This is a genomic window from Pseudomonas sp. PSB18 (assembly GCF_014596565.1).
In the GTDB taxonomy this organism is placed as follows: domain Bacteria; phylum Pseudomonadota; class Gammaproteobacteria; order Pseudomonadales; family Pseudomonadaceae; genus Aquipseudomonas.
In genome coordinates, this window is record NZ_NOIN01000014.1 from 62854 (window position 1) to 88970 (window position 26117).

General features: G+C 61.3%; 21 protein-coding genes. 11 read left to right on the forward strand and 10 right to left on the reverse strand.

Features of this window, described 5'->3' with window-relative positions:
- Positions 1-236: 236 nt before the first annotated feature.
- The 3 genes from CGA22_RS24530 to CGA22_RS24540 all read right to left on the reverse strand — a co-directional run bounded on the left by CGA22_RS24530 (position 237) and on the right by CGA22_RS24540 (position 2746).
- Complete coding sequence (locus CGA22_RS24530; RefSeq protein WP_041022445.1) at positions 237-1376, reverse strand: epoxide hydrolase family protein; 1140 nt, start codon at positions 1374-1376, stop codon at positions 237-239.
- A gap of 13 nt (positions 1377-1389) precedes the next feature.
- On the reverse strand, positions 1390-1839 hold the full coding sequence (locus CGA22_RS24535) for a GNAT family N-acetyltransferase (protein ID WP_084213756.1): 450 nt from the start codon (positions 1837-1839) through the stop codon (positions 1390-1392).
- Between the two features lie 118 nt (positions 1840-1957).
- Entirely contained in the window at positions 1958-2746 is a 789-nt protein-coding gene (locus CGA22_RS24540) for a DNA polymerase beta superfamily protein (RefSeq protein WP_041022446.1), read from the reverse strand.
- 345 nt (positions 2747-3091) lie between these two features.
- Between CGA22_RS24540 and CGA22_RS24545 the strand changes: the two genes are divergently transcribed.
- Positions 3092-3595 (forward strand): DUF6998 domain-containing protein, encoded by a 504-nt coding sequence (locus CGA22_RS24545; RefSeq protein ID WP_052435118.1) that lies wholly within the window; start codon positions 3092-3094, stop codon positions 3593-3595.
- 46 nt (positions 3596-3641) lie between these two features.
- Here CGA22_RS24545 and CGA22_RS24550 read toward each other — a convergent pair whose 3' ends face one another.
- The gene (locus tag CGA22_RS24550) at positions 3642-3926 is read right to left on the reverse strand and encodes a hypothetical protein (protein WP_041022447.1); all 285 of its coding nucleotides are present in this window, start codon (positions 3924-3926) and stop codon (positions 3642-3644) included.
- 179 nt (positions 3927-4105) lie between these two features.
- On the opposite strand from CGA22_RS24550, the gene CGA22_RS24555 reads away from it, so the two are divergent.
- On the forward strand, positions 4106-4801 hold the full coding sequence (locus CGA22_RS24555) for a tRNA (adenine(22)-N(1))-methyltransferase (protein ID WP_041022448.1): 696 nt from the start codon (positions 4106-4108) through the stop codon (positions 4799-4801).
- Here CGA22_RS24555 and CGA22_RS24560 read toward each other — a convergent pair.
- On the reverse strand, positions 4782-6041 hold the full coding sequence (locus CGA22_RS24560; protein ID WP_041022449.1) for an acyl-CoA dehydrogenase family protein: 1260 nt from the start codon (positions 6039-6041) through the stop codon (positions 4782-4784). The genes CGA22_RS24555 and CGA22_RS24560 overlap by 20 nt on opposite strands.
- 378 nt (positions 6042-6419) lie before the next feature.
- On the opposite strand from CGA22_RS24560, the gene msuE reads away from it, so the two are divergent.
- The 8 genes from msuE (at position 6420) to CGA22_RS24600 (ending at position 14336) form a co-directional block, all read left to right on the forward strand.
- The gene (msuE, locus tag CGA22_RS24565) at positions 6420-7025 is read left to right on the forward strand and encodes an FMN reductase (RefSeq protein WP_041022450.1); all 606 of its coding nucleotides are present in this window, start codon (positions 6420-6422) and stop codon (positions 7023-7025) included.
- Positions 7022-8119 (forward strand): dimethylsulfone monooxygenase SfnG, encoded by a 1098-nt coding sequence (gene sfnG / locus CGA22_RS24570; RefSeq protein ID WP_041022451.1) that lies wholly within the window; start codon positions 7022-7024, stop codon positions 8117-8119. The genes msuE and sfnG overlap by 4 nt, the downstream gene beginning before the upstream one ends.
- A gap of 15 nt (positions 8120-8134) precedes the next feature.
- Positions 8135-9280: an AMP-binding protein gene (locus tag CGA22_RS24575; protein WP_041022452.1), complete on the forward strand. Its 1146-nt coding sequence runs from the start codon at positions 8135-8137 to the stop codon at positions 9278-9280.
- 11 nt (positions 9281-9291) lie between these two features.
- On the forward strand, positions 9292-10074 hold the full coding sequence (locus CGA22_RS24580) for an ABC transporter ATP-binding protein (protein WP_041022453.1): 783 nt from the start codon (positions 9292-9294) through the stop codon (positions 10072-10074).
- A 61-nt stretch (positions 10075-10135) separates the two neighbouring features.
- Positions 10136-11017, forward strand: a complete 882-nt coding sequence (locus tag CGA22_RS24585) for a branched-chain amino acid ABC transporter permease (RefSeq protein WP_041022454.1) — start codon at positions 10136-10138, stop codon at positions 11015-11017.
- A 10-nt stretch (positions 11018-11027) separates the two neighbouring features.
- Positions 11028-12095, forward strand: coding sequence for a branched-chain amino acid ABC transporter permease (locus CGA22_RS24590; protein ID WP_041022455.1), 1068 nt, complete (start codon positions 11028-11030; stop codon positions 12093-12095).
- Between the two features lie 63 nt (positions 12096-12158).
- On the forward strand, positions 12159-13484 hold the full coding sequence (locus CGA22_RS24595; RefSeq protein ID WP_041022456.1) for an ABC transporter substrate-binding protein: 1326 nt from the start codon (positions 12159-12161) through the stop codon (positions 13482-13484).
- A 57-nt stretch (positions 13485-13541) separates the two neighbouring features.
- Positions 13542-14336 carry an ABC transporter ATP-binding protein gene (locus CGA22_RS24600; protein WP_041022457.1) on the forward strand — a complete coding sequence of 265 codons (795 nt, stop codon included), beginning with the start codon at positions 13542-13544 and terminating at the stop codon, positions 14334-14336.
- Here the strand turns inward: CGA22_RS24600 and CGA22_RS24605 are convergent.
- The 5 genes from CGA22_RS24605 to CGA22_RS24625 all read right to left on the reverse strand — a co-directional run bounded on the left by CGA22_RS24605 (position 14328) and on the right by CGA22_RS24625 (position 20267).
- A complete protein-coding gene (locus CGA22_RS24605) occupies positions 14328-15431 on the reverse strand; it encodes a sigma-54 interaction domain-containing protein (RefSeq protein ID WP_041022458.1) in 1104 nt (367 codons plus the stop codon). The two genes, CGA22_RS24600 and CGA22_RS24605, sit on opposite strands and share 9 nt — an antisense overlap.
- 241 nt (positions 15432-15672) lie before the next feature.
- The gene (locus CGA22_RS24610) at positions 15673-16707 is read right to left on the reverse strand and encodes an HlyD family secretion protein (RefSeq protein ID WP_041022057.1); all 1035 of its coding nucleotides are present in this window, start codon (positions 16705-16707) and stop codon (positions 15673-15675) included.
- A gap of 6 nt (positions 16708-16713) precedes the next feature.
- A complete protein-coding gene (locus CGA22_RS24615) occupies positions 16714-18267 on the reverse strand; it encodes an MFS transporter (protein WP_041022058.1) in 1554 nt (517 codons plus the stop codon).
- Positions 18264-19733 carry an efflux transporter outer membrane subunit gene (locus tag CGA22_RS24620; protein ID WP_188258739.1) on the reverse strand — a complete coding sequence of 490 codons (1470 nt, stop codon included), beginning with the start codon at positions 19731-19733 and terminating at the stop codon, positions 18264-18266. The genes CGA22_RS24615 and CGA22_RS24620 overlap by 4 nt, the downstream gene beginning before the upstream one ends.
- A gap of 144 nt (positions 19734-19877) precedes the next feature.
- Positions 19878-20267, reverse strand: coding sequence for a response regulator transcription factor (locus CGA22_RS24625; RefSeq protein WP_041020730.1), 390 nt, complete (start codon positions 20265-20267; stop codon positions 19878-19880).
- Between the two features lie 271 nt (positions 20268-20538).
- On the opposite strand from CGA22_RS24625, the gene CGA22_RS24630 reads away from it, so the two are divergent.
- Entirely contained in the window at positions 20539-26007 is a 5469-nt protein-coding gene (locus CGA22_RS24630; RefSeq protein WP_041020731.1) for a trifunctional serine/threonine-protein kinase/ATP-binding protein/sensor histidine kinase, read from the forward strand.
- Positions 26008-26117: the final 110 nt, after the last annotated feature.

The following is a 26117-nucleotide window of genomic DNA, read 5'->3' on the forward strand; positions in this document are numbered from 1 at the left end:
GATTCGAGTATCGAAAACCCCTGGCGGATGAACATCGGCCGATTGGCATAGTGCGGTGGGGTGATGTGTTTCAGTCCTTGTCAGCCTGCGAGAAGGCCTCAGAGGACAAAGTCCTTCATTCCCCGCCAATCCCCTGTGGGAGCGAGCCTGCTCGCGATGGCATTGGGTCAGCTTGCATTGAGGTTGGATGTGCCGCCGTCATCGCGAGCAGGCTCGCTCCCACAGAGGCATCATCGCTAGCGCAACGCCCGAAAGAACGCCCTGATATCCGCCGCCAGCAACGCCGGCTGTTCCAGCGCCGCAAAGTGGCCGCCGCGGGGCATCGTGGTCCAGCGCTCCACTGCACAGCACCGCTCCACCCAGCTTCTTGGCGGCATGGGCAGTTCCTTGGGGAACAGCGCGACCCCGACCGCAGGCTTCACCCGCTCGCCGCTGTTGAACTGCAAGGGGCGCTTGCTGCCCTCCACGTACTGACGAAACGACGAGCCAATGCAGTTCGTCAGCCAGTAGAGCGTCACATTGGTCAGCAGCCAGTCACGGTCGATGGCCGGGTCGGTATCACACCAGGCCAACAGTTTTTCCCCCATCCAGGCCAATAGTCCGGCCGGTGAATCGTTCAAGCCCACGGCCAGGCTCTGGGGTTTGGTTCGCTGCAGGTGAGCGTAGGCGCCTTCGGCATCGCCAAATGCGGCGGCGCGCTGGAGGAAAAGCGTTTCTTCCGCTGTTTGCGGCGGCTCGGTTTCGCCCAGGGGAGGGCGGTAGGAGCCCGGAATGTAGTTGAGGTGAATCCCTGTCACCTGCTCGGGAAACCGCACACCCAGCCAGGTCGAGACCCCCGCGCCAATGTCCCCGCCCTGGGCACCAAAGCGCTCATAACCCAGCCCGCCCATCAACGTCTGCCACAATCCGGCAATCTCATGGGGCCCCATGCCCGCTTGCGTGAACGGCGCGGAAAAGGTGTAGCCGGGCAGCGACGGCACCACCACATGGAACGCATCCGCCGGGTCGCCACCATGACTGCCCGGATCCGTCAGCAACGGAATGATGCGCTGCATCTCGATGAACGAGCCGGGCCAGCCATGGGTCAGGACGAGCGGCATTGGATCCGGCCCGATACCGCGTTGATGAACAAAGTGAATCCGGTGCCCGCCGAGATTGGCGACAAACTGCGGCAAGCAATTGAGCTCCGCCTCCCGCGCGCGCCAGTCGAACTCCGTCGACCAATAGGCGAGCAGATCGCGCAGCACGCCCATGTCCATGCCCTCGCTCCAGCCTTGATCGAGCAACGGCTCGGGCAGCCGTGTATGGCGCAAGCGATGACGCAGGTCTTCCAGGGCGTGTTCGGGGATGTCGATGGAGAAGGATTCGATGAGCATGGTCTTGGCCTGGCTACTTTGTTGGGGTCAATGACTTCACATGTGTAGCAAAATCATCCCGTATTGGCTGGAACCCACAGCGAACATAAAACGCGGCACCCTCTGGTGTGTCCGTGGATAGACGTACCGTACGAAATCGCTGGGTTGCGTGTTCCAGAAGGTGATTGACCAGGAACCTACCCACATTCTGACCTCTTGATGCAGGCGCGACATAAACCCTGCGCAACCTTCCGGTGTCTGACCCGGCATAAGGCTCATAGGAAAGGCCACCGACAGCGATCAGTTGATCGTCGCGAAAGGCACCAAAAAATCCCTCGCCGCACCGATCAAATTGGTTCACGCCGCTTTCCCACTCTGCAATCAAGCGCGTCAGGAACCTGAAACCTTCCGCAACCGCTTCTGCTTCTAACACCTGAACGCCAGGAGATAGTGCGCAGATCGGCTGTATTGACAGTCTGTTCATAACCGATTCGTCGTTGCGGTCTAGGGTTGCCTATTGACCGAAGGTGTGATCACACACCGTCGTCTTGTTGGTTGCTCGCATCCTGCCTCAATACGGGAATATGGAAAAAGGCTGCTCATCATCCCCAGGTCTCTTCCAGCACTGAGCGAAACAGCGTTGAAAGCAAGGGTTCGACTTCTTTGCGTTCGCTACGGGTCGGCTTGATGGCCTCAAGACGAAGCAGCTCGCGCTCGATGAACTGTTGGATGGGCATGATCTGCGGGGACAGCCCCAATTCTGGAGATGCGCGTTTGATTGCCAGCAGGTCGTCGATCGCACTCTGGAGTTCTGATTGCCCCTCGATGACCGTTCGCAGCGTGTCAAACTCAATGGGGGCAGGTGTATTGAACTGCTCCAGCCATCGCACCGATAACAAGGGGCGCAGGACGTAAAAGTATTTCTTCAGCGGTACTTGAGGGGCCTGCAAGTACCCCCGATAGTTGGTCTTGGCCATGCTGCGATAATGATAGATTCCACTTTCGACCGAATACACCTGTGGCAGCAGGGCCTTGGCTCGTTCGTGAAAAGATCCTGAGTGTTCATAGACAATAGTGGACTGGAGCCATTCGACGAAGCCTGGATTGGACTTCCAGAACAGTCGCAATGCCTTGCGCAGGTCCCAGCCATTTATGTCCATGTCGTCGACGATGGGGTATTCGATGACGTCGCGTCGTTCCTCGAGTCCGACAGAGAGGTACCATTCAGGCTTGTTGACGTAGATGAAACGGGCGTCGTAATCGCTGTTGGGCGAGGCGAACCCCCAGGCACGACTGCCTGACTCCACGGCGAGTAGGACCTTCACTTCATGCTCACTCTCTGCACGACGAAGACGACTTCGGACTTCTTCCTGAACGACCACGGATACCATGAGCAAACTCTAGATCGGATGATGTTGACCGCATCCTACCCATTTATGCCGGAGGCGCACAAACAAAGGCCTCCCAACCGTCTTTCAGGCGCTTGGGCAGCCTTGGCCATAATTGCTATTACTCCGCAGCCCTGGGTAGATGAAGCATGGACATCCCTGTGTCTGGATGGTGATGATGGGCACCACGCGAGACAGTGAATGCCATCTGTCAGGCGCTTTTTATTGGCTGCGAAGCCTAAGGGGTTTGGTTGTATTTGGCTGGCAAGATCTGAAGTATGCAGCGCTACGGTCCAGATCGGTACTTCAAATAGACATTTGAAAATTGCCATAAAGGAGAAGGATTGAATGGGTGGAAAAGAGCCCGTATTGCAGTTACCCGAGGTGATACGCGATTTATGGAAGGCACAACAAGCACTGGTTAATCACTATTCGAGTACGAGACTGAAGTTCACTCTCGATGGGCGTCTGGTGGGCGACATCGCAGAAGCCTTGGCACTGGAGTACTTCGACCTTGTGCTGCCACCTAAACGTACAGGTGGGGTGGATGCGTTGACTCGAAATGGAAGAACCGTACAAGTGAAGGCAACGGGCAGGATCAATTCAGGACCCGCTTTTACGCCGGGAGTGGGCTTTGCCGATCACCTGCTCTTTTTCAGGATCGACTTCACGTCGAACACTGCATCGGTGGCCTATAACGGGCCAGAGGCTCCTGTCCGGAGTTTGTTGCCTAAAGAAGACTGGAAAGGAACGAAGGTAATTGCCCTTAGGGACGTCCGGAAACTGGCTGTACAGGTAATCCGTGAGGACTTTCTTCCATTGAGATCCTTCATGGACGAGAGAGTACTGTAACGGTGAGGTTTTCGACGGGCACGGCCCGCTAACTTATGACCATTGCTCAGCCACAAACGCGATACCTGATCTCCCGATCAAACGAGTCCTCAGGGTTTTCGTAAGCTTCCAGCGTTTCCAGGAAGCCTATCTGCTCAAGACCCACCAGGTCTTCGAGCGACCACCCAAACGGAAAGTCGCTGGAAACGTCTTCGCCCTGGCATTCGACCCAGTGATAAACCCCGAACGGGATGTAGCCGAGCCACTCCGACTGATAGACGATTTCGTCGGTTTTGCGGGCTTTCACCACGGCTATGATCAAGTCTTTGATGATTGCTTGACGGTCATTCATGGCGACTTCTCATGGTTTATCGATCTGGCAGCGGGCGGCACCGGTTATAGGTGTGGATGCCGTTGTTGTCAAAAGCCACGACCCTGGTCGCATAAATTTGAAATGCATCGCGTAGCTCGACAGAATCGCAGCCCGGTCCGGCCAACGCTGTCGGACACGAATGATGATTAGGGGGGCGGTTGAACGAGCAGACATTGTCCATGCGCCTGGAGCGGGTGGCGGCGCAGGTGCCGGTAGGGGCGCGGCTGGCCGATATTGGCTCGGATCATGGTTACTTGCCGGTGGCCTTGATGCGCCGTGGCGTCATTGCGGCGGCGGTGGCCGGGGAGGTGGCGATGACGCCGTTTCGCTCGGCCGAACGGACGGTGCGCGAGAATGGCCTGGAGCCGTGGATCACCGTGCGCCTGGCTGACGGCCTGGCTGCAATCGAGCCGGGAGACGGGATCACGGCGGTCAGCTTCTGTGGCATGGGAGGTGAGACGATCCGCGACATCCTCGAGCGGGATCAATCGCGCCTGAACGGCCGGGAACGCCTGATTCTGCAACCTAATGGCGGCGAGCAACCGCTACGCCTGTGGTTGATGGAAAACGGCTACCGCATTCTCGGCGAGGAAGTGCTGCGAGAGAACCGCTTCGACTACGAAATCATCGTCGCCGAGCGCACCGGGCCGATCCTGTACACCGTCGAGGAGCTGTACTTCGGCCCGCTGCTGATGGGCGCGCGAAGCCCTGAATTCCTGAGTAAGTGGCAGCGCAGGTTACGCCAGAAGCAGAAGACCCTGGTGAGTATCGCTCGGGCGCGACAGGCCGTGCCCGAGGAAGTGGTAGAGGATATTGCCCGACAGATCCGCTGGATCAGCGATTTGCTACGTTGACCTCCTTCACTCCGCCTCCAATCTGCCAGACATACGGCGGCTCCGTACCATTGATAGCCCAATCGCCAATGATGCGTTCCTTGTAGATCAGCGGGTTGTGCGAAGCCGCGGTGCGCGCATTGCGCCAATGGCGGTCGAGGGCCTTTGCGGTGCTGGTGGCCGAAGCGCCGAGGGCGTTGAACAGGTCGCTGGTGGCGCGTAGGACCAGTTCGGCGATGGCGACTTGGGCCTGGGCCGATTCCAATTCGGCGGCGATGTTGGCCTGGTGTTCGGTATCGGCATTGTGGCCGAAGCGGCTTTCATAGGCGCGTTGCGAGGCCTGCGCAGCGCGTAGGGCGGTGGCTTCGGCCGCGTAGACTTGGGCCGAGGCCTTGCCCACCACTTGCTGCACCTGCACGTCCTGGCTGACCTGACTGGCATTGCCGGTGCTGAAGATCCGCGTGCGTTTCTGCACCTGCTCGGTGATGTCGCGGACCGCTGCGCGGCCAGAGCCGGTCAGCACGGCCAGCAAGACCAGTTGATAAAACGCGGTCTGGTATTTGAACCGCGTGGAAAAGTCGATGAGGTTTTCCGGCTCGACCACGGCATTCTCGAACACCGACGTGCCGCTGCCGGTGGTGCGTTGGCCGAAGCCGTCCCAATCGTCGATTTGCCGGACACCCGGTTGTTGAACACGGACCGCAGCGATCACGTCGGTGCCGTTGTCGTCGCGTTGGGCATACAGGTCGATCCAGTCGGCGAAAATACTGCCGGTGCTGTAGTACTTGGTGCCGTTGACCACCCATTGATCTCCTTGGCGGGAAACCCGGGTACCGACCTGGCCGATTTTCACATCACCGATTTCGGTCCAGGCGTTGCCCACCAGTTCACCGGCCACGAAGCGTTTGAACCATGTGTCCTGGGCACTGCCGGCATGGGCATTGAGACGGTCTTCGACAAAGGCAAAATGTCCGCGCAAGGCCTGGGGCAGGTTGGAGTCGGCTTCGGCGAGTTCGATCAACAGTTGCAACAACTGCGGCAACGAAGCACCGGCGCCGCCATGTTCGACAGGCACGCGCACGGCACCGAAGCCTGCTTCCTTCAGCCATTTCACCTGCTCATAGGGCAGGCTACGGGATTGTTCACGCTCCAGCGCGCCGGCCTGGATACGCGCGAAGATCGGCCGGAAGCGCTCGGCCAAGGCCTCGTAGTCGGTGCCGGTGGAAAGGCGCTGGGGCAGATGTTGTTGCTGTGCGGTCATGGCGAAGTTCCTTCTGATGACGAGAGGGGCGGGCAGGGAGAACCTGCCGCTGCAGCACCGGTATTGCACGCTCCATGCCCAACCTAGAAAGCCCCTGGAACCGGGGGGTTGAGGTCGCTGTTCGAGTGAAGGCGCTGTCGTCCTGCGGGCAATCTGTTGCCTGACTGTGTGCCTGCCAACAGTGCCCCTTGTAAGCCGTAACGCCCTAGGTGTTGGCCTGGCAACAGCCGAGCAACAACCTGTCTGCCGGGTGACAGTGAAGGGATTGGGGTTTTACTGATAACGCGCTGATTAAAAAAGAAAAAATTCGTTGGCACGGTTGCTGCTCTATGCCTTGTGCAGATGCTGGTGAGGCATCGAAGACCATTAGGGTGAGTGATGAGCAGGCAATTCAAAGTGGTGGCGATATCAGGCAGCGTGCAGCGACCGTCCCGCACGTTGGTCCTGCTCCAGGCCCTGGTGGAGAAGCTCGGGCAGCAATTGCCGATCGAGGTACGCCTGATCGAGTTGGCCGAAGTCGGCCCCCAGTTCGCTGGAGTACTGCGTCGTGAAGGGTTGCCTGCCGCCGTGCAAGATCACCTGCGCGCCATTGAAAGTGCCGATCTGCTGATCGCCGCCAGCCCGGTCTATCGGGCGTCGTACACGGGGCTGTTCAAGCATCTGTTCGATTTCGTTCATCACGAAGCCCTCAGGAACGTTCCCGTGCTATTGGCCGCCACGGGGGGCTCCGAGCGCCATGCCCTGGTCATCGACCACCAGCTACGCCCGCTGTTCGGGTTTTTCCAGGCCCTCAGCCTGCCGGTGGGCGTCTACGCCGCTGAAACCGATTTTACCCACTACCGGATCTCCAGCACCGAGGTGTTGGAGCGTATCGAACGTGCCGTCGAATCGGCACTGGCGAGCCTTGCCCCGGATGCCCGACGCAAGGCCAGCGCTGCCCGAACATCCCCTTCATTTCAACAAGCCGTGGAGTACATACAATGAGCCAGGACTCGATCAAGTTTGCCTACTGGGTACCTAACGTCAGCGGCGGGCTGGTGGTCAGCAAGATCGCGCAGCGTACCGACTGGGGGATCGACTACAACCGCAAGCTGGCCCAGATCGCCGAGGCGGCCGGATTCGACTACGCCTTGACGCAGGTGCGTTTTACTGCCGGCTATGGCGCTGAATACCAGCACGAGTCGGTGGCCTTCAGTCACGCCTTGCTGGCTGCCACCACGCGTCTGAAAGTCATCGCGGCGGTGTTGCCGGGGCCATGGACGCCGTCGGTGCTGGCCAAGCAGATCGCGACCATCGATCAGCTGACCGGCGGCCGCGTCGCGATCAACGTAGTGTCCGGCTGGTTCAAGGGCGAGTTCACCGCCATTGGCGAGCCATGGCTGGAGCACGATGAGCGCTATCGTCGTTCCGAAGAGTTCATCACGACGCTCAAGGGCATCTGGACCACCGACAACTTCACGTTTCGCGGTGACTTCTACCGCTTCCATGACTACACCCTCAAGCCGAAACCCTTGCAGCAGCACCCGGAAATCTTCCAGGGCGGCAGCTCCCGTGCGGCACGGGACATGGCTGCGCGGGTGTCCGACTGGTACTTCACCAATGGCAACACCGTGGAGGGCGTCAAAGCCCAGATCGATGACATTCAGGCCAAAGCCGCCGCCAACAACCACAAGGTCAAGGTTGGGATAAACGCTTTCGTCATCGCTCGCGACACCGAAGAAGAGGCGCGTGCGGTGCTTGCGCAAATCATCGAACAGGCCGACCCGGAGGCGGTGCATGCCTTTGGTGACGCGGCGAAACAGGCCGGCAAATCCAGCCCGGAAGGTGAAGGTAACTGGGCCAAGTCCAGTTTCGAGGACCTGGTGCAATACAACGATGGCTTCAAGACCAATCTGATCGGTACGCCGCGGCAGATCGCTGAGCGCATCGTCGCGCTCAAGGCCGTGGGTGTCGATCTGGTGCTGGCGGGCTTCCTGCACTTTCAGGAAGAGGTCGAGTATTTCGGTCGTGAGGTCCTGCCCCTGGTGCGCGAACTGGAACAGCGCAAAGTGGCGACCAGAACAGCGGCGGTTGCTTAGGTCTGGGAGATGAATATGGCTACGTTCACCGACCTTCGCGACGAAACACCGTCCAGTTTGCCCCAGTGGTTGCAGCTACAGGCGCAGCGACAGGGCGCGGACATCGCCCTGCGTCACAAGCACCTGGGTATCTGGCAGGTGCGGACCTGGGGGCAGGTGGCTGAAGAGGTGCAGTGTCTGGCGAATGCCTTGCATACCCGAGGCTTTGTGGCGGGTGCGACCCTGGCGATCATCAGCCGGCCGAGGCCGCAGGCGCTGCTCGCGGCATTGGCTGCGCAGTGGCTGGGGGGCGTAGCCAGTCTGTTCGATCCGCTCGAGTCGGCGATGGAGCAGGGGCAATTGCTTGTCTCGCTGCAACCGGAATTCGTGCTGGTCGAAGGCGCGCAAGAAAGCCTTCGCCTGCACGCGGCACAGGTCACAGCGCGGGTGCTGATTTATCTCGACAAGCGTGGTCTGGCGGATGTTCAAGCGCTGGATTACGCCGTGCTGGTCGCCCGGCCGCATGCTGAGCGAGCGCCGCAAGCACGCGCACAGCGCACGGCATTCGTGCTGTATCGCCGAGGTGCGCAGGCCATCGAGCAGCAACCCATCAGTCACGCCGAGTTATTGCGCGAAGGCCAACGGTTGGTGACGCGCGAGTCGCTCGGCCGGCAGGAAGAGGCGCTGGCCGCGCGTGCGTTCGCTTCGGGCGGACAGGCCCGCTATCTGCTGGCGCCCTGGTTGATGGCCGGTTTCCGTCTGAATTTTCCAGAAAGCCTCGCCACCCGTGACCGTGACCGGCGTGAGCTGGGACCGACGCTGGTGGCGGGGACTCGGGAGACCTACGAGCGTTTGCATGGGTATGCGCTGGAACGTTTGCCGGAACCAGGCAGTTGGAGTCGCACGTTAGTGAACTGGGCGTTAGCCACGGATCCGGGGAGGCTGCAACGGCATCTGGGGGGCTGGCTGGTTCGGCGGCCGCTGCGCGATGTGTTGGGTTTTACGCGCACCCGTACACCCTTGTTGGTGGGCGATGCCTTGCGGCCCGAGACCCAGGCATTCTTCGAGACCTTGGGAGTCCGGGTGCGTCACTGGGGCGATTTCGCCCAGTGGCAAGCATCGGCGAATGCTGTGGGGAAAGCCGCCGATGAATGGATCGAGCGTCAGCCACAACGGGCCTGAGGGAGTGTTCCATGACCGACACCGTCGTCACGCATTTACTGGAACTGGAGAATATTTCCCTGTCGTTCAAAGGGGTCAAAGCGGTCAACGAGATCAGCTTCCGGGTCGCCACCGGGGAGATCTGCGCCTTGATCGGCCCTAATGGTGCCGGCAAGAGTTCGCTGCTGAACGTCATCAGCGGTGTGTACCAGCCACAGGCAGGGCGCATCCGTTTTGACCGGCAGGAGTGGCGCAAGATGCGCGCCCACGATGTGGCGGTGCGGGGTATCGCCCGGACGTTCCAGAACATCGCGCTGTTCAAGGGCATGAGCGTGCTCGACAACGTGCTGACCGGGCGCAATCTCAAGCGCCGCAGCACCTGGATTGAACAGGCCCTGCGCATCGGCCGGGCCCGGGGGGAGGATGATCGCCAGCGCGAGGCGGCGGAGCACGTCATCGAGTTCCTGCACTTGCAGCCGTGGCGCGACGTGCTGGTTGGCACGTTGCCCTATGGCTTGCAGAAACGGGTAGAGCTGGCCCGTGCGCTGGCGACGGAACCCCGGCTGTTGCTGCTGGATGAGCCCATGGCCGGGATGAACGCCGATGAGAAGCAGCAAATGAGCGGTTTTATCGTCGACATCAATCGTGAACTGGGCACCACCGTGGTGTTGATCGAACACGACATTGGCGTGGTCATGGATATCAGCGACCACGTGGTAGTGCTGGATTACGGCCGCAAGGTCGGCGACGGCTCGCCCGAGGCCGTGCGGCAGGACCCCGAAGTCATTTCGGCTTACCTGGGCGCTCGTCACTGATACCGGATATTCGAGGCTTCCCGTCAGGGAAAGCAGGCACGCCCGCAGAACAGGAACAGGCATGGAATTTTTCTTTGAAGTATTGATTGGCGGGCTGCTGGCGGGGGTGATGTACGCCTTGGTCGCTATCGGTTTCGTCCTGATCTACAAGGCCTCCGGCGTGTTCAATTTCGCCCAGGGCGCGATGGTGCTGTTCTCTGCGCTGACGTTTGTCAGCCTGTTGGAGCGCGGCGTGCCGTTCTGGCTGGCCTTTCTCATCAGCCTGGCGGCCATGGTCCTCATCGCTGTGGCGGTGGAGCGCGTGGTGCTGCGCCCGCTGGTCAATCGTTCGCCCATCACGCTGTTCATGGCCACTCTTGGACTGTCCTACGTCATCGAAGGGTTCGCCCAGGCGTTGTGGGGCGCCCAGGTGCATGGATTGGAGCTGGGCATCAGCGATGAACCCCTGGAGCTGGGCGGGATGTTGTTGTCGAAGTTCGACATTTTCGCCGCGCTGACGGCCGCGTCGTTGGTGCTGGTGTTGTCCTGGCTGTTCAACAAGACCCGACTCGGGTTGTCGTTGCGAACGGTGGCCGATGACCCGCTGGCGGCGTTGGCGGTGGGGATCCGCTTGCAACGGGTATGGGTGGTGGTGTGGTCGGTGGCGGGGTTTGTCGGGCTCGTGGCCGGCCTGCTCTGGGGCGCCCGACTGGGGGTGCAATTCTCGCTGTCGCTGGTGGTGCTCAAGGCGCTGCCGGTGTTGATCATCGGCGGCTTCACCTCGATCAGTGGCGCGATTGTCGGCGGGCTGATCATCGGTGCCTCGGAGAAGCTGGCGGAGGTGTACCTCGGGCCCATGATCGGCAGTGGCATCGAGAACTGGTTTCCCTACGTGCTGGCGCTGCTGTTCCTGTTGGTGCGTCCGGCGGGGTTGTTTGGCGAGCGCGCCATCGAGCGAGTCTAAGGGGAAGCACATGTTCTATCGAGAAGTCGGCCAGTTCAGTACGCGCTATGCCCAAGGCCGTCGGGTCTTCGCCTTGCGCCAGGATCGTCACGGACTTGTCGCGTTGTTGCTGGTGGCTTTCATCGTCGTGCCCTGGCTTGGCAACGACTACTGGCTCAGCGCGATCCTGATTCCGTTCCTGGTGCTGTCGCTGGCGGGATTGGGCCTCAATCTGCTGACCGGCTATGCCGGGCAATTGTCCCTCGGTTCTGCGGCGTTCATGGCGGTCGGCGCTTTTGCCACCTACAACCTCGAAGTGCGTGTCGCCGCCTTGCCGTTGTTGTGCAGCATCGGCCTGGGCGGGGTGGCGGCGGCACTGGTGGCGGTGTTGTTTGGCTTGCCGAGCCTGCGCATCAAGGGCTTCTATCTGCTGGTCTCGACCCTGGCGGCGCAGTTTTTCGTGACCTGGGCGCTGACCCGGTTCAGTTGGTTTTCCAACAACAGCGCCTCGGGTGTGATCAGCGCACCGCGCCTGGAGGTATTCGGGGTGAACCTGGACGCTCCGGCCGGCCGGTATCTGTTGACGCTGACCGTGGTGGTGGCGTTGTTCTGGTTGGGCAAGAACCTGGTGCGCAGCGAGTTGGGACGCAACTGGATGGCGGTGCGCGACATGGACACCGCCGCGGCCGTCATCGGTATCCCATTGGCCAAGACCAAGTTGCTGGCCTTCGCCATCAGCGGCTTCTTCCTCGGCGTGGCCGGCGCTCTCTGGGCCTTCGCTTACCTGGGGACCGTGGAGCCCCATGGTTTCGACCTCAATCGGTCGTTCCAGATTCTGTTCATCATCATTATCGGCGGCCTCGGCAGCCTGTTGGGCAACTTCCTCGGCGCGGCCTTCATCGTCCTGTTCCCTGTTTTGCTCTCGAACCTTGTTTCTCTGCTGCCCGGCGGACTGATTGACGCCGGCCAGGTGGAGAACCTGCAGAAGATGCTGTTCGGTGCCCTGATCATTCTGTTTCTGATCAAGGAGCCAGAGGGCCTTGCGCGTCTCTGGCAGCGGTTTCGCCAGCGCGCGCGGTTGTGGCCGCTGCGTTACTGAACGGCCCGGGGTCAGCCGTCCATTGCATTGATTTATCACCGGCTACATCACAAGGAAAACCCGATGTTCAAACGATCATTCGCCAGCAGCCTGGCGTTGGCCCTCAGCCTCACCGCCGCGGCTTTTACCGTTCAGGCGGACAACGAACAATACTTCCCGCTGCAAAGTTATCGCGTTGGCCCTTATGCGGCCGGTGGGACCGGTTTCTTCGGTGGGTTCATCGACTACCTCAAGTACGTCAACGCCAACGGCGGCGTGAACGGCGTCAAGTTGACCTGGAGCGAGTGCGAAACCGAATACGTGGTGGAAAAAGGCGTCGAGTGCTACGAGCGTTTGAAGAAGGGTTTGAACGGTGCACCAGCGGCGGCGACCAACCCATTGTCGGTGGGGATCGCCTACGCCACGCTGGAGCGCTCGACGGCGGACAGACTGCCGCTGATCACCATCAACCACGGACGCACCGACTCCACCGACGGCAGCGTATTTCCCTATGTCTTTCCGTTGCAGCTCAACCCCTATTCCGAGGTGTCGGCGATCATCAACTACATCGGCCAGCGGGCTGGTGGGCTGGATAGACTCAAGGGGTTGAAGATCGTCACCCTGTATCACGGTTCGCCCTATGGCAAGGAAACCAATGAGGTCCTGCAGACCCTGGCGGACAAGTACGGCTTTACGCTGACCCTGCTGGAAGTGCCACATCCTGGCAACGAGCAGCAATCGCAGTGGCTGAACATCCGCCGGGAAAAGCCCGATTGGGTGATTCTGCGTGGCTGGGGTGTGATGAACCCGGTGGCGTTGAAGACCGCGCAGAAAGTCGGCTTCCCGGCCGATCACATCATCGGCAATATCTGGAGCAACTCCGAGGATGACGCCGCGCCGGCCGGTGCCGCCGCCAAAGGGTTCATCGCCATTACCACGCACCCTTCGGGCACCGATTTCCCGGTGCTGCAAGGTATCCGCAAGCAGGTGGTCGACGCCGGTCACGGCGACCTGGCCGACCCCAAGCGTTTCGGCACCGTGTATTACAACCTCGGGGTGGTCAACGGCATTCTCAATGTCGAAGCGGTGCGTATTGCGCAGCAGAAGTTCGGCAAGCAACCGCTGACCGGCGAGCAGGTGCGTTGGGGTTTCGAGAACCTCAAGCTCGACGACGCTCGACTCAAGGAACTGGGGGCATTGGGGTTGGTGCAGCCGCTGCAACTGTCATGCTCGGACCATGAAGGCGGTGGCGCGGTGCGCTTCCAGCAATGGGATGGCACGCAATGGAAGCTGATCAGCGACTGGGTCCAGGCCGACCGCGCCTTGCTGCGGCCGATCATCGAAGCTTCGTCACGTCAGTACGCCCGGGAAAAAGGCATTACCCCGCGTGATTGCAGCCAGCCAACCTGAGGCAACCCGATGACCCGGACACTCGCGTCCGGGCTTTCCACTAGGAGGCGAAACAGCATGACGACGAACGTGCCGATCCTGCAGATCGACGATATCGAGATCTTCTACGAACAGACCATCCTGGCCGTGCGTAGCGTGTCTCTGGAAGTGAAGAAAGGACAGGTCGTGGCGCTGCTGGGGGCCAATGGTGCAGGTAAAAGCACCACGTTGAAGGCCGTCTCCAATCTGGTGCGCGCCGAGCGGGGCGAAGTGGTACGGGGGCGGATTGTCTACCAAGGAAAAGAGGTGACCCGCAGTGCCCCTCACTGGCTGGCGGCAAAAGGCCTGGTACAAGTGCTGGAAGGTCGACATTGCTTTGCCCAGTTGACGGTGGAGGAAAATCTCCTGTCGGGCGCCCTTGCGCGCCAGGTTCCACGGCGCCAGATACTGTCCGACCTGGAGTGGGTCTACGGTCATTTCCCGCGCCTGAAACTACGCCGCAAAACCCCGGCCGGCTACACCTCGGGCGGTGAGCAACAGATGATCGCGATAGGGCGGGCGCTGATGGCCAAACCGCAACTGGTATTGCTCGATGAACCCTCGATGGGCCTGGCACCGCAGATCGTCGAGGAAATCTTCGAAATCATCCGCCAGCTCAATCAGCAGGAGGGCGTCAGTTTTCTGATCGCCGAGCAGAACATCAACGTTGCTCTGCGTTACGCCCATTTTGGTTATGTATTGGAAAATGGTCGCGTGGTCAGTGAAGGCAGCGCCGAACAACTGGCGGCCCGCAGCGACCTTCAGGATTTCTACTTGGGGGCTCGGGCCGAAGCGAGAACTTCATCGTTAAGTGCGGTCGCAGGATCAGGTTGAAAGATTGACCACTTGACCGTTCAGCGTGCTCAACGCCGGACGGCGCTTGTTGACCACCAGCTCGCCGATCCTGATCAATTGCGTGCGCGTGACATTGCGGCTGAGACCCAGCAGGGCGGCTGTGTGAACCTGATTGCAATGGGCGTATCGGTAGGCGGCGCGCAACAGCGCCGTTTCGACCTTCTCATGTAAATTGCCGTGCTCTTGTTCAAGCAGTTTTTCAAAGGCTTGTTGCAAGAGCGTCTCGGCATTTTGAGGGGGACTATCCGCGGGTGCGTCCTGGCGGTCGATGCGGAAGTTGGACAGGTGCAGATCCTGCACGCCAATCAACGGACTGCGGCAAATCAGCAGCGTGTGATGGATGACATTTTCCAGCTCGCGGATGTTGCCCGGCCAGGAATAATCGAGCAGTTTGCGTTGTGCCTGCGCATCCAGCGCGACCTCGCCGTAACCCAGCTTGCGACTGTACTCGGCGATGAAGTGGTGTATCAACGGCAGGATGTCACCGGGGCGCTCGCGCAGCGGTTTGAGAACAAGGCTGACCACATTGAGGCGGTAGTAGAGGTCCTCGCGAAAGTGGCCGGCGTTGATGGCTTTTTCCAGTTGCACGTTGGTGGCCGCCAGTACGCGCACATTGATCTTGATGCTCTTGCGCGACCCCAGGCGGACCACTTCACGCTCCTGCAATACCCTGAGCAGCTTGACCTGGATCGGTAGAGGCAGGTCACCGATTTCATCCAGGAACAAGGTGCCGCCGTCCGCTTCTTCGAACCAGCCGGCTTTTGCGCTCAATGCACCGGTGAAGGCGCCTTTTTCGTGCCCGAACAGCTCGGCTTCCACCAGCGTCTCGGAGAACGCCCCACAGTTGACCGCAACGAACGCCTTGCCCCGGCGGGCGCTGAGATTATGTATGTGCCGGGCGACCAACTCCTTGCCCGTGCCGGTCTGGCCGATGATCAGCACACTGGCATCGCTGGGGGCCACTTGCTGCAAATGAGCCAACAGGGCCCGAGAGCTCGGGTCTTCAAAGACCTGCGCCGTGGCACGAATCGACGTGGCCAGGGCAGGGGAAGGCGGAAGCGTGAGAAGTTGCATGATGGTGACTCGTTAATGAGATCGCAGATCGGAGTGCCGGGGCCCACACACCCTGTTGGTCAAAGGCCTTAAGGGCAATCTAAATGATCTAAAAAACTCTCAATAAATAATTTTTTGTTATTTGCTTAAGGCTTTAGCCTTTAATGAACCCGATGGAGGCAGGCCCGACGCTATCGCGAGCAGGCTCGCTCCCACAGTGGTCGGCGGTGTTTGTGGGGTGTGCGACGTCCCCCCGGTGTGGTCATCCACGGATACGAATGTGCGGTGTAACCGACATCCCCACCCGCAGTTTCGCCGCCGCCGGTTGGTCGGGTTCGATGCGGATGCGTACGGGCAGGCGTTGGACGATCTTCGTGAAGTTGCCCGTGGCGTTGTGGGGGGCGATGGCGGAGTAGCTGACGCCGCTGGCGGGGCCCAGGCTCTGTACGGTTCCTGTCAGTGTTTCGCCGGGCAGGGCATCCACTTCGATGTCCACGGTTTGGCCGGTTTGTACACGGGCCAGTTGCGTCTCCCGGAAGTTGGCGGTGATGTAGACGGCATCGAGCGGGACAATCGCGAGCAAGGGCTTGCCGGCATTGACGAACGCGCCGACGCGCACGGATTTTTCCCCGATTGTGCCAGTGATCGGCGCGGTGATGCGGGTATAGGACAGCTTCAATTCGGCGATGGCCTGCGCGGCTTGGGCATGGGCGAGGGTGGCCCTGGCCTGTTCCAGGTCGGCCTTGAGGATGTCCACCTGCTGCCGGGCCGCCTGCAGGCCCGCCTGGCTTTTCTCCAGGCCGGCCTGTTCCACGCTCAATTGCGCTTCTGCCTGTTGCTGGGCCTGCACGGTGCCCGAACCGTCGGCCGCCAGGTTGCGATAGCGAGCGTGGTTGACCTTGGCCAGCTTGAGCGCGGCATCGTCTGCGGCGACTGCGGCCTGGGCCTGGCGTATGACAGTTTGCTGCTGGATCAGGCGTGCTTCCAGGTTGGCGATTCCGGCCTGGGCGCTGGCGACCTGGGCCTTCGCCACGTTCACGGTGGCGATGAAATCCCGGTCGTCGATGACCGCCAACAGATCTCCTTTCTTGACCGGCTGGTTGTCTTCGACCAACACCGTTTCAATCGTGCCCGATACCTGCGGCGCCACCGTGGTGAAGTCGGCGAGGACATAGGCATCGTCCGTCGATTGGGTCGATGCGCTGGATTCGGAGCGATTGAGATAGAACACGCTGCCGATGGCCACTGTGAGCAGCAGCGCAGCACTGAGGATCCGGGCTTTCTTCGGTAAGGCCATGATGAGTTACCCGTGTGAGGGAGAAGGAGGTGTCAAGACAGGCGCCGGGATGTAGGCCAGCCGCAGCACCAGGGGAATCATCAGCAGCGCCAATATGCCCAGCACGCGATAGGCATCGGCGATGGACAGCACCAGCGACTGCTGGCTGACGATGCCCATCAGCGATGACGGCTCAGGCACGACAAGGGCGTTGCCGGCCAAGGCCGCTTGATCCAGCAGCATGTCCCCATGGAAGCGGCCGCGCACGGTCATGAGCTGGCCGATGAGCGCCGCGCCGAACAGTGAACCAAAGGCCCGCAACGTGTTGATGGTGCCGGACACATAAGGACCTTCGGGGGGCTGCACCACGCTGGTGATCAGGAACAGCATCGACACCACGGCCATCGGTTGTCCGAAAGCCTGCAGCGTTTGCGCCAGGACGAACTGGTCGCGGTTCCAGTCGGCCGTCAGTTGCGCGCCACACAGGCACGCCAGGGCGATCAGCAACAAGCCCGAGGCGAACACGCGGCGCGCATCGACCCATTTGCGGTATAGCAACAGCGCCACGACAGGCCCCAGCACCACTTGTGGCAGCGCGACAATCAGCCCAATCGATGCCATTTGCAGCGGTCGATAGTTTTGCAGTGGTCCGAGATAACTGGCCGGTAACAATGAGCTGGACATCAGCACCACCAGCAACGACAGAAACAGAATGCAGCCCAGGCCCAGGTTGCGGCGCCCGAGGATCTGCAACTTGATGAACGGCGAGGGGTGATACCACTCGGTCAACAAGTAGACCGCCATCAAGGTCAGGCCCATCGCCAGGGATGCGGTGATCAACGGCGACTGAAACCAGTCCAGTCGCACACCCTGGTCCAGCGCGACGGTGATCAGGCCCAGCGCCGGTACGCCACACGCCATGCCGGACCAATTGGCCTGGCGAAAGCGCGGGGTCTGGACGGCCTCCCGAGGCAGTCCCCAGGCGATCAAACCGGCAGCGATGAGGGCCAGGGGAATGATCTGCCAATACACCCAGCGCCAGTCGTGCAATCCATCGGTCCAGCTTCCGGCCAGCCAGATGGACAGGTTGGGCGCGAAGGTCGCGGTCATCGCGTACAGCGCCAAGCCGTACAGTCGTATGGCCGGTGGCAGGAATTTCAGGGCCGCCATCATCAGCAAGGGGATCGTCGTGCCGCTGGCGATGCCTTGGGCAAAACGCAGGGCCAGCAACAGCTCCAGGTTGTGAATGAACGGCAGGATCATGGCGAGCAGGGTGCAAACAGCGAGCATCCACAGTTCGAAGCGCCGCAGCGACAGGGTCAGGGCGAACCAGGCTGAAAAGGGCATGGCGATCAGTTCTCCGGCGCTGTACACCGTGGTCAGCCAAGAACCGTCGTCGAAGCCCAGGCTCAGCGCGCCCCTGACATCCGCCAGCGCCAGGGCGCCGACCCGGGTGTTCAGCCCGGCCATCATGGCCGCGAGGAAAATGCCGACCAGGCCGACCAGCGGGCGGACGGAGGATTGGGCCCGGGGCGCCTCGCCAATCGCTACGCCGACCGGCGACACGGCGGCGACGTTCATTGTCCGCCCTCCGGATCCCAACCACCGCCCAGGGACTTGTAGAGATTGACCACCGTGAGCGTGGCGTCGGTCGTGCTGGCGCTGAGGCGGGTCTGGCTGGCGAGTACGTTGAGTTGTGCGGTCAGCACGCTCAGATAGTCAGCGGCACCTTGCTGGTAGCCGCGCTCAGCCGCATGCAATGCCTGCTTGTTCTGCTCGAAGGACATCTGCAGTTCGTCGTGCTGGCGCTGTTGGGCGGCCCAGGCATCCAGGGCGTTGTCGACTTCATGCCAGGCCCGCAGCACCGTTTTGCGGTAGGCGAGGGCGGCGCTTTTCTGCCGTGATTCATTCAGTGTCAGGCGCTGGGTCAGACGTCCACCCTGGAAGATCGGCAGGTAAACCGTCGAGCCGATGGAGAAGGTGCGTGAATCCCAACTGCTGAGGTCGCCGCTGTCGAAGGCTTCCACGCCGATGCGTCCCTTGAGACCGATACGCGGGTAGAAATCAGCCTTGGCAACGCCGATGGCCGCGGTCGCGGCGTGCAGCCGTGCTTCGGCGCGCAGGATGTCTGGGCGTCGGCGGGCCAGTTCGGAAGAAACGCCGACCGGTATGCGGCTGGGCAGCGTCGGCAAGGGCATCGCCGGGCCCAGTTGGGCGTCGAGCCGGCGGGGCTGCTCGCCCAACAGCAACGCCAGTGCGTTCATCTGGGCATTGCGGCGCTGGCCCAGTTCCGGCAGCAGGGCCTTGATCGTCGCCAGTTGCGCGCGGGCGGTCGCGGTTTCGAAATGGGTGGCGACGCCATTGCGTTCGCGGCTTTCAGCCAGGCCCAGGGTCCGTTCGGCGACGGACAGGTTTTGCCGGGCGATATCCAGCTGCGCCTGGGTTCCACGCAACTGCAGATAGGTGCGGGCCACTTCGGCGGACAAGGCGACCCGAGCGGCTTCGCGGTCATACACCGTGGCTTCCAGGGCAGCCGCGGCGCCTTCACGGGCACGTCGGGCTCGGCCCCACAGATCGATTTCCCAACTGGCATCGAAGCCCAGCTGCCAGAAGTTGGTGGCATCGGTAGGCGCTCCCAGGGCGGCGAACTTGCCGTTTTCGCTGTTGGCCTCGCGGGTGTAGCTGGCGTAGGCACCCACGTTGGGTTGCAGTTGCGATGAGGTGATGCCCAGTTGCGCCCGGCTCTGCTCGATGCGCTCGGAGGCCATCTGCAAGTCGAGGTTGCCGGCCTGGGCTTGTGATTGCAGTTGGGTGAGGATTGCGTCGTTGAACAGCAGCCACCATTGGGATGGAACCGCGGCGCTGGACATGGGGGTGGTGTTGGCATGCTCGGGCCGGGGCGTGAGTTGCAGGGCGTCGAGATCGTTGCCGGGTTTCATGAAGTCGGGACCGACCATGCAGCCCGCCAGGGTCATCGTTCCCATGGCTATAAAGCCGATACTGAACCGTCTCAGGACGCGTTGGGGTGACTCGAAAAATGCCGACATAGCCAGTTCCCCCGGAAGATTCACGGGCGTGTCGCCCGCCGTGAATCCATGCTATTGAGGGCAGCTTGCGGGCGCACTTCTACATCGGTTCAGAAAAACCATACGTCAGTGGCGGCGGACTATACGAAGGTATGAGCGGGGTGGTCAGTGCCGTTGGCCGAGGGCGGTTTCGATACATTCCAGCAACCGGTCGGCTTCACAGGGTTTGGGCAGGCAGGCAACCAGGCCTGGGGTGTTGGCGCCCAGATGGGAAACCTTTCCGGGATAGGCGGTGATGAGAATGGTGGGTATCCTGAAACCCATCGCGCCGAGTCGCTCGTGCAGTTCCACGCCACTCATGCCCGGCATCTGGATATCGGACACCAGGCAGTTCGTCCCGGCGGGGCCGGCGGTGTCGAGAAAATCCAGGGCGCTGCAATAGGTGCGGACGTCGTAGCCGCTGGAGCGCAACAGGCTTTTGAGGGCTGCCCGAACGGATTCGTCATCATCGACGACTGCAATGGTTTGCGTGTTGCGTATCTGGGTGTCTTCCATAAGGGTCGCTCGTGACAGCGCCTGTCGTGAATTACAAGATACGCGGTCTCACAAGGCACAGAAGTATACCTACGTATAGCCGGTTAAGACCAAAGGGTCGTTTCGTGCGTTTCAATGAAGCGGTCCGGCCCGGCTCGACGGAAATAGCTGTGAAGGGCTTTCGCGGAGCGCTAATCTACGGGCCGGTGACACGACTCGCTCCGTTCCCGACGGTGCCTTGCAACAGCCCGGATAACCAACGATTTATTGTTCCGTGCCGATGGAAAACAGCATGCAAATATTATGGGACGATGGTGAGCGTACCTTCTCTCGGCAACTGCGTTCGGGCGTAGACGGCAAGTGCTCGGTACTGGTTGCCCGGCCTGCGGGCGAACAACCTCGCTCTGGTTGTCTGGGCCGTCTTGCCCATGAGTTTGGCCTGAAGGACGAGCTGGACAGCACCTGGTCGGTGCGCCCGCTGGAGATGCTGCGCGAAGGCGCCCAGATGCACCTGGTGCTCGAGGACCCGGGCGGCGTACCGCTCATGCAACTGCTGATCGCGCCCATGGAGACCGCCACGTTCCTGCGACTGGCCGTGGGCATTGCCGTGGCACTGGGCAAGCTGCATCAACAGGGCCTCGTCCATAAGGACATCAAGCCCAGTCATATTCTGGTGAACTGCACCGACGGCCAGGCCCGGCTCACAGGCTTCGGCCTTGCTTCGCGCCTGCCACGGGAGCGACAGGCGCCAGAGACCCTGGCCGGCACGCTCGCCTACATGGCGCCCGAGCAGACCGGTCGGATGAATCGCTCGATCGATTCGCGTAGCGACCTCTATTCCTTCGGTGTCACCCTTTACCAGATGCTGACCGGCTCGCTGCCGTTCACCGCGTCCGACCCCATCGAATGGGTGCACTGCCATATCGCCAGGATGACCTTGCCACCCCACGAGCGGGTCGCAACCGTTCCCGAGATGCTGTCCCTCATTGTCATGAAGCTGCTCGCCAAGACCGCCGAGGAGCGCTACCAGACGGCGGCCAGTGTCGAGCATGACCTGCGACGCTGCCTGGCGGACTGGCAGCAACAGGGCCGCATCGATGCCTTTGCGCTGGGCGAACATGGCGCGTCGGATCGGCTGCTGATACCCGAAAAACTCTATGGCCGAGAGCGAGAGGTCGACACCCTGGTCGCCGCATTCTCCCGGATCGTTCAAAGCAGCTCACCGGAACTGGTGCTGGTCACCGGTTATTCCGGCATCGGCAAGTCCTCGGTGGTCAATGAGTTGCACAAGGCGCTGGTGCCGCCGCGAGGGCTCTTCGCCAGCGGCAAGTTCGATCAGTACCGGCGGGATATTCCCTACTCGACCCTGGTGCAGGCGTTCCAGAGTCTGGTGCGCACGCTGCTGGGCAAGAGTGACGCAGAGCTGACGACGTGGCGGGACGCCTTGCAGGAGGCACTGGACGTCAACGCGCGACTCATGACCGACCTGATCCCCGAACTCAAGCTGATCATCGGCGAGCCACCGCCGGTCACGTCCCTTGATCCGCAACAGGAGCAACGCCGCTTCCTGCTGGTGTTCCGGCGCTTTATCGGTGTGTTCGCCCGCGAAGACCATCCCCTTGCGCTGTTCCTCGACGACCTGCAATGGCTCGACGCGGCGACCCTTGACCTGTTGGAGGACTTGCTGACCAGCTCCGACGTGCGACACCTGATGCTCGTCGGTGCCTACCGCAGCAACGAAGTGGATATCTCGCACCCGCTGACCGCCAAGCTCCAGGCCATCCGCAGCGCCGGCGGCAAGGTCAGCGAGATTACGTTGACGCCGCTGGCCAAGGCCCATGTCGAGCTGTTGATCGCCGAAGCACTGCAGGACGAACGCTCACGCATCGAGCCTTTGGCTCAGTTGGTGCTGGATAAAACCGCCGGCAATCCGTTCTTCGTGATCCAGTTCCTGCACGCGCTCGCCGAGGAACATCTACTGACCTTCGACCACGAGGCACGGCAGTGGTGGTGGGACCCGGATCGTATCCATGCCAAGGGCTATACCGACAACATCGTGGACCTGATGGTCGGCAAGCTGGGCCGTCTGCCGGAGGACACGCAGCTGGCTCTGCAGCAACTGGCGTGTCTGGGTAACGTTGCCGGCTTCAAGACGCTTTCGACTGCCCTGGGCACTTCCGAGACAGCGCTCAGGGCGGTGCTGTGGGAGGCGATCCGCCAGGAGTTGGTCGAACGATTGGACGACGCCTATCGGTTTGTTCATGACCGTATCCATGAAGCGGCCTATTCGCTGATTCCCGAGGATTCACGTGCCGAAGCCCACCTGCGCGTCGGGCGTCTGCTAACCGCGCAGGCGTCCGCCAAAGAGCGGGATGAGGCGATTTTTGAAATCGTCGGCCAGCTCAACCGCGGCGCCGCGCTGATCACTGATCAGGCCGAGCGTGAGCAACTGGCGCAATTCAACCTGATCGCCGGTCAGCGGGCCAAGGCGTCGACGGCCTATGCCTCGGCACTTAATTACCTCAGTACCGGCATGCAATTGCTGGATGAGGATTGCTGGACCCGTCGGCATGAGCTGATTTTTGCATTGGCCTTGAGTCGAGCCGAGTGTGAGCTGCTGACCGGACAGTTGGGGGTTGCGGACGAGTGCCTGACCGCCTTGTCGGATCGCGCCACGACGGTGATCGAACGGGCCAGCGTCACTTGCCTGCTGATGGACGTCTACCTGCTTCTGGACCGCAGTGACGGCGCGGTTGCGGTCTGCCTGGCCTATCTGCGGCATGTGGGCATCGAGTGGTCCGCCCATCCGACCGACGCCCAGGTCCGGGAGGAGTATGAGCGTACAGGGTCGTTGCTCGGTGAGCGGGCCATCGAGGAGCTTATCGATTTGCCGCTCATGGACGATCCAACGTCCCTCATGACCCTCAACGCGTTGGGCAAACTCTTCGCGCCGGCCCTGCAGAGCGATGGCAACCTAGCGGATCTGTTGATCTGCAAAGCGGTCAACCTGAGCCTGGAACGGGGTAACTGCGATGCATCCTGCGTGCTCTACGCCAATTTCTTCCGGGTCGCCGGCCGGCGTTTCGGTGACCACCAGATGGGGTTCCGATTCGGCCAGCTCGGTTGCGAACTCGTCGAACGACGAGGCCTGACGCGATTCGAGGCCAGTACCTACCTGTGCTTCTCCTGTTTTGCCGTGCGCTGGATGAGGCCGGTGGGGGAGTGCCGCGATCTGCTGCGCCGTTCATTTGCAGCGGCGAACCGGATCGGCGATCTGCCCTACGGTGCCTATGCCGGCAACAACCTCGTCGCCGACCTGCTGTTCGCCGGCGAGCCCTTGGATGACGTACAAGGTGAATCCGAGCGGGGCCTGGCGTATGCAAAGAAGGTGGGGTTCGGATTGGTGACCGACTTCATCGTCACGCAGCTCACGCTGATCCGAATGCTCCGTGGCGAGACACCCACCTTCGGGCGTTTGGACGATGGCGAGTTGAACGAGTCCGTCACCGAAGCCCATTTGTCCAGTAACCCGGACCTGGTGCTGGCCGAGTGTCTGTATTGGGTCCGCAAATTACAGGCGCGCTACTTGGCCGACGATGCCGAGGAAGCTGTTGAGGCGGCCGCCAAGGCTCAGCAGCTGCTCTGGGTTTGCCAGGCGTTCTGCGAGGAGGCCGAATATCACTTCTACAGCGCACTGGCCCGGGCCGCTCGCTGCGACAGCGTCTCGGTAGACGAGCAGGCGCAGCACTTGATCGCCATGGCGGTCGATCACCAGTGGCTCGAAGCCTGGGCCCGGCAATGTCCGGAGAATTTCGCCAGCCGCGCGGCGCTGGTCGGCGCGGAGATCGCCCGGGTCGAGGGGCGGCTGATCGAGGCCGAGCTGCTTTACGAGCAAGCCCTGCAAGCCGCCCAGGCAAGCGGTTTTATCCATGTCGAGGCGCTTGCCAATGAACTTGCGTCGCGTTTCTACCGGGCGCGGGGGTTCGGCAAGATCGCCCGCGTCTATTTGCAGGATGCCCGTTACGGTTACCTGCGTTGGGGCGCCGATGGCAAGGTGCGGCAGCTTGAGGATAAGTATCCCGCGCTCAGGGCCGAAGAACTTGCGCCCGGTCCGACCACCACGATGGCGACACCGGTCGAACACCTTGACCTGGCCACGGTCCTCAAGGTTTCACAGGCCGTGTCGGGCGAAATCGTTCTGGAAAAACTGATCGACATGATCATGACCACGGCAATCGAGCAGGCTGGCGCCGAACGCGGGTTGCTGGTTCTTTTGCAGGACGGTGAACAGCGGGTCGCTGCGCAAGTGACGGCCGGCGGCACCACTCAACTGCGAAATGCGCCAGTGAGCGCGGTTTTGGTGCCGGAGTCGGTTCTTTATCATGTCCTGCGCACCCGTGAGAGTGTGGTGCTGGACGATGCGCTGGTCGAGGCGGCGTTCGCCACGGATCCTTATATTCGCCAGCAGCGCGCCCGTTCGGTCTTATGCCTGCCGCTGACGAACCAGGCCAAACTCGTCGGTGCGCTCTATCTGGAAAACAATCTGGCGGCCCATGTGTTCAGTCCTGGCCGGATCGCCGTGTTGAAGCTGGTGGCCTCACAGGCCGCCGTTTCCCTGGAAAATGCCCGTCTGTACCGCGAGGTCGCCGAGCGCGAAGCGAAGATCCGCCGCCTGGTGGATGCCAACATCATCGGGATTCTCGTCTGGCACGCCGATGGACACATCATCGAGGCCAACGATGCGTTCCTGCGCATGTTGGGTTACCAGCGAGAAGACCTTGCTTCCGGCGGCCTGCGCTGGAGAGACCTGACCGTGCCGGAGTTTCGTGAACTCAGCGACCGCTCGCTGGCGCAAGCGTTGTTGACCGGGCACTCCAGGCCCTACGAAAAGGAATACTTCAGGAAGGATGGCAGTCGCTTGCCAGTGATTGTCGGCCTGGCGCTGTTCGAAGCGGGCAGCAATGAGGGGGTTGCCTTTGTACTGGACCTGACCGAGCGCAGGCAGGCGGAAGAAAAAATTCGTGAAAGCGAACGCCGCTATCGTGAGGTACAAACCGAACTGGCCCATGCCAACCGCGTGGCGACCATGGGTCAATTGGTGGCTTCCATCGCCCACGAAGTCAATCAACCGATCGCCGCCGCCATCCTCAACGCCAATGCGGCGTTACGCTGGTTGAACGCCCAGCCACCGGACATCGACGAGGTCCGGCCGGTGCTTGAACGCCTCATCCTCGACGCCAATCGAGCGGCGGACGTGCTGGGCCGGATCCGTGGGCATATCCGCAAGGCTCCGCCGCAGAAGGGCCCGGTGGACATCAATGCGGCCATCGAGGAGATGATCGAGTTTACCCGTGGCCAGATCATCAAGAGCGGGGCCTCGATACAGACGCAACTCATGGACGGCTTGCCCCTGATTGAAGGTGACCGCGTAGAGCTGCAGCAAGTACTGCTCAACCTGATCATGAATGCGTTGGAGGCCATGGGCAGTGTCAGTGCAGGCGAGCGGCAGTTGGTGATCCGCGCGACGTTGGGCGAGGCGAATTGCGTGCTTGTCAGTGTGAGTGATTCGGGCCCGGGGTTTGCCTCGCAAAGCACCGACCTGGTGTTCACTTCGTTCTACACCACCAAGCCCACCGGCCTGGGATTGGGACTGTCGATCTGTCGTTCGATCATCGAAGCCCATGGCGGTTGCCTGAGCGCCATCGCCAACCCGCCCCGTGGCGCCACTGTTCAATTCACGCTGCCCATCGCGCGCCCTTGAGGGCGCCGGTTTAATACTTAGGTTTAGGGGCCATATATCAATCGGTCACCCGAACCAACCCACGTACAAATGAAACGCGATATCCCCCGGCGATATATTCCCCATCAAGG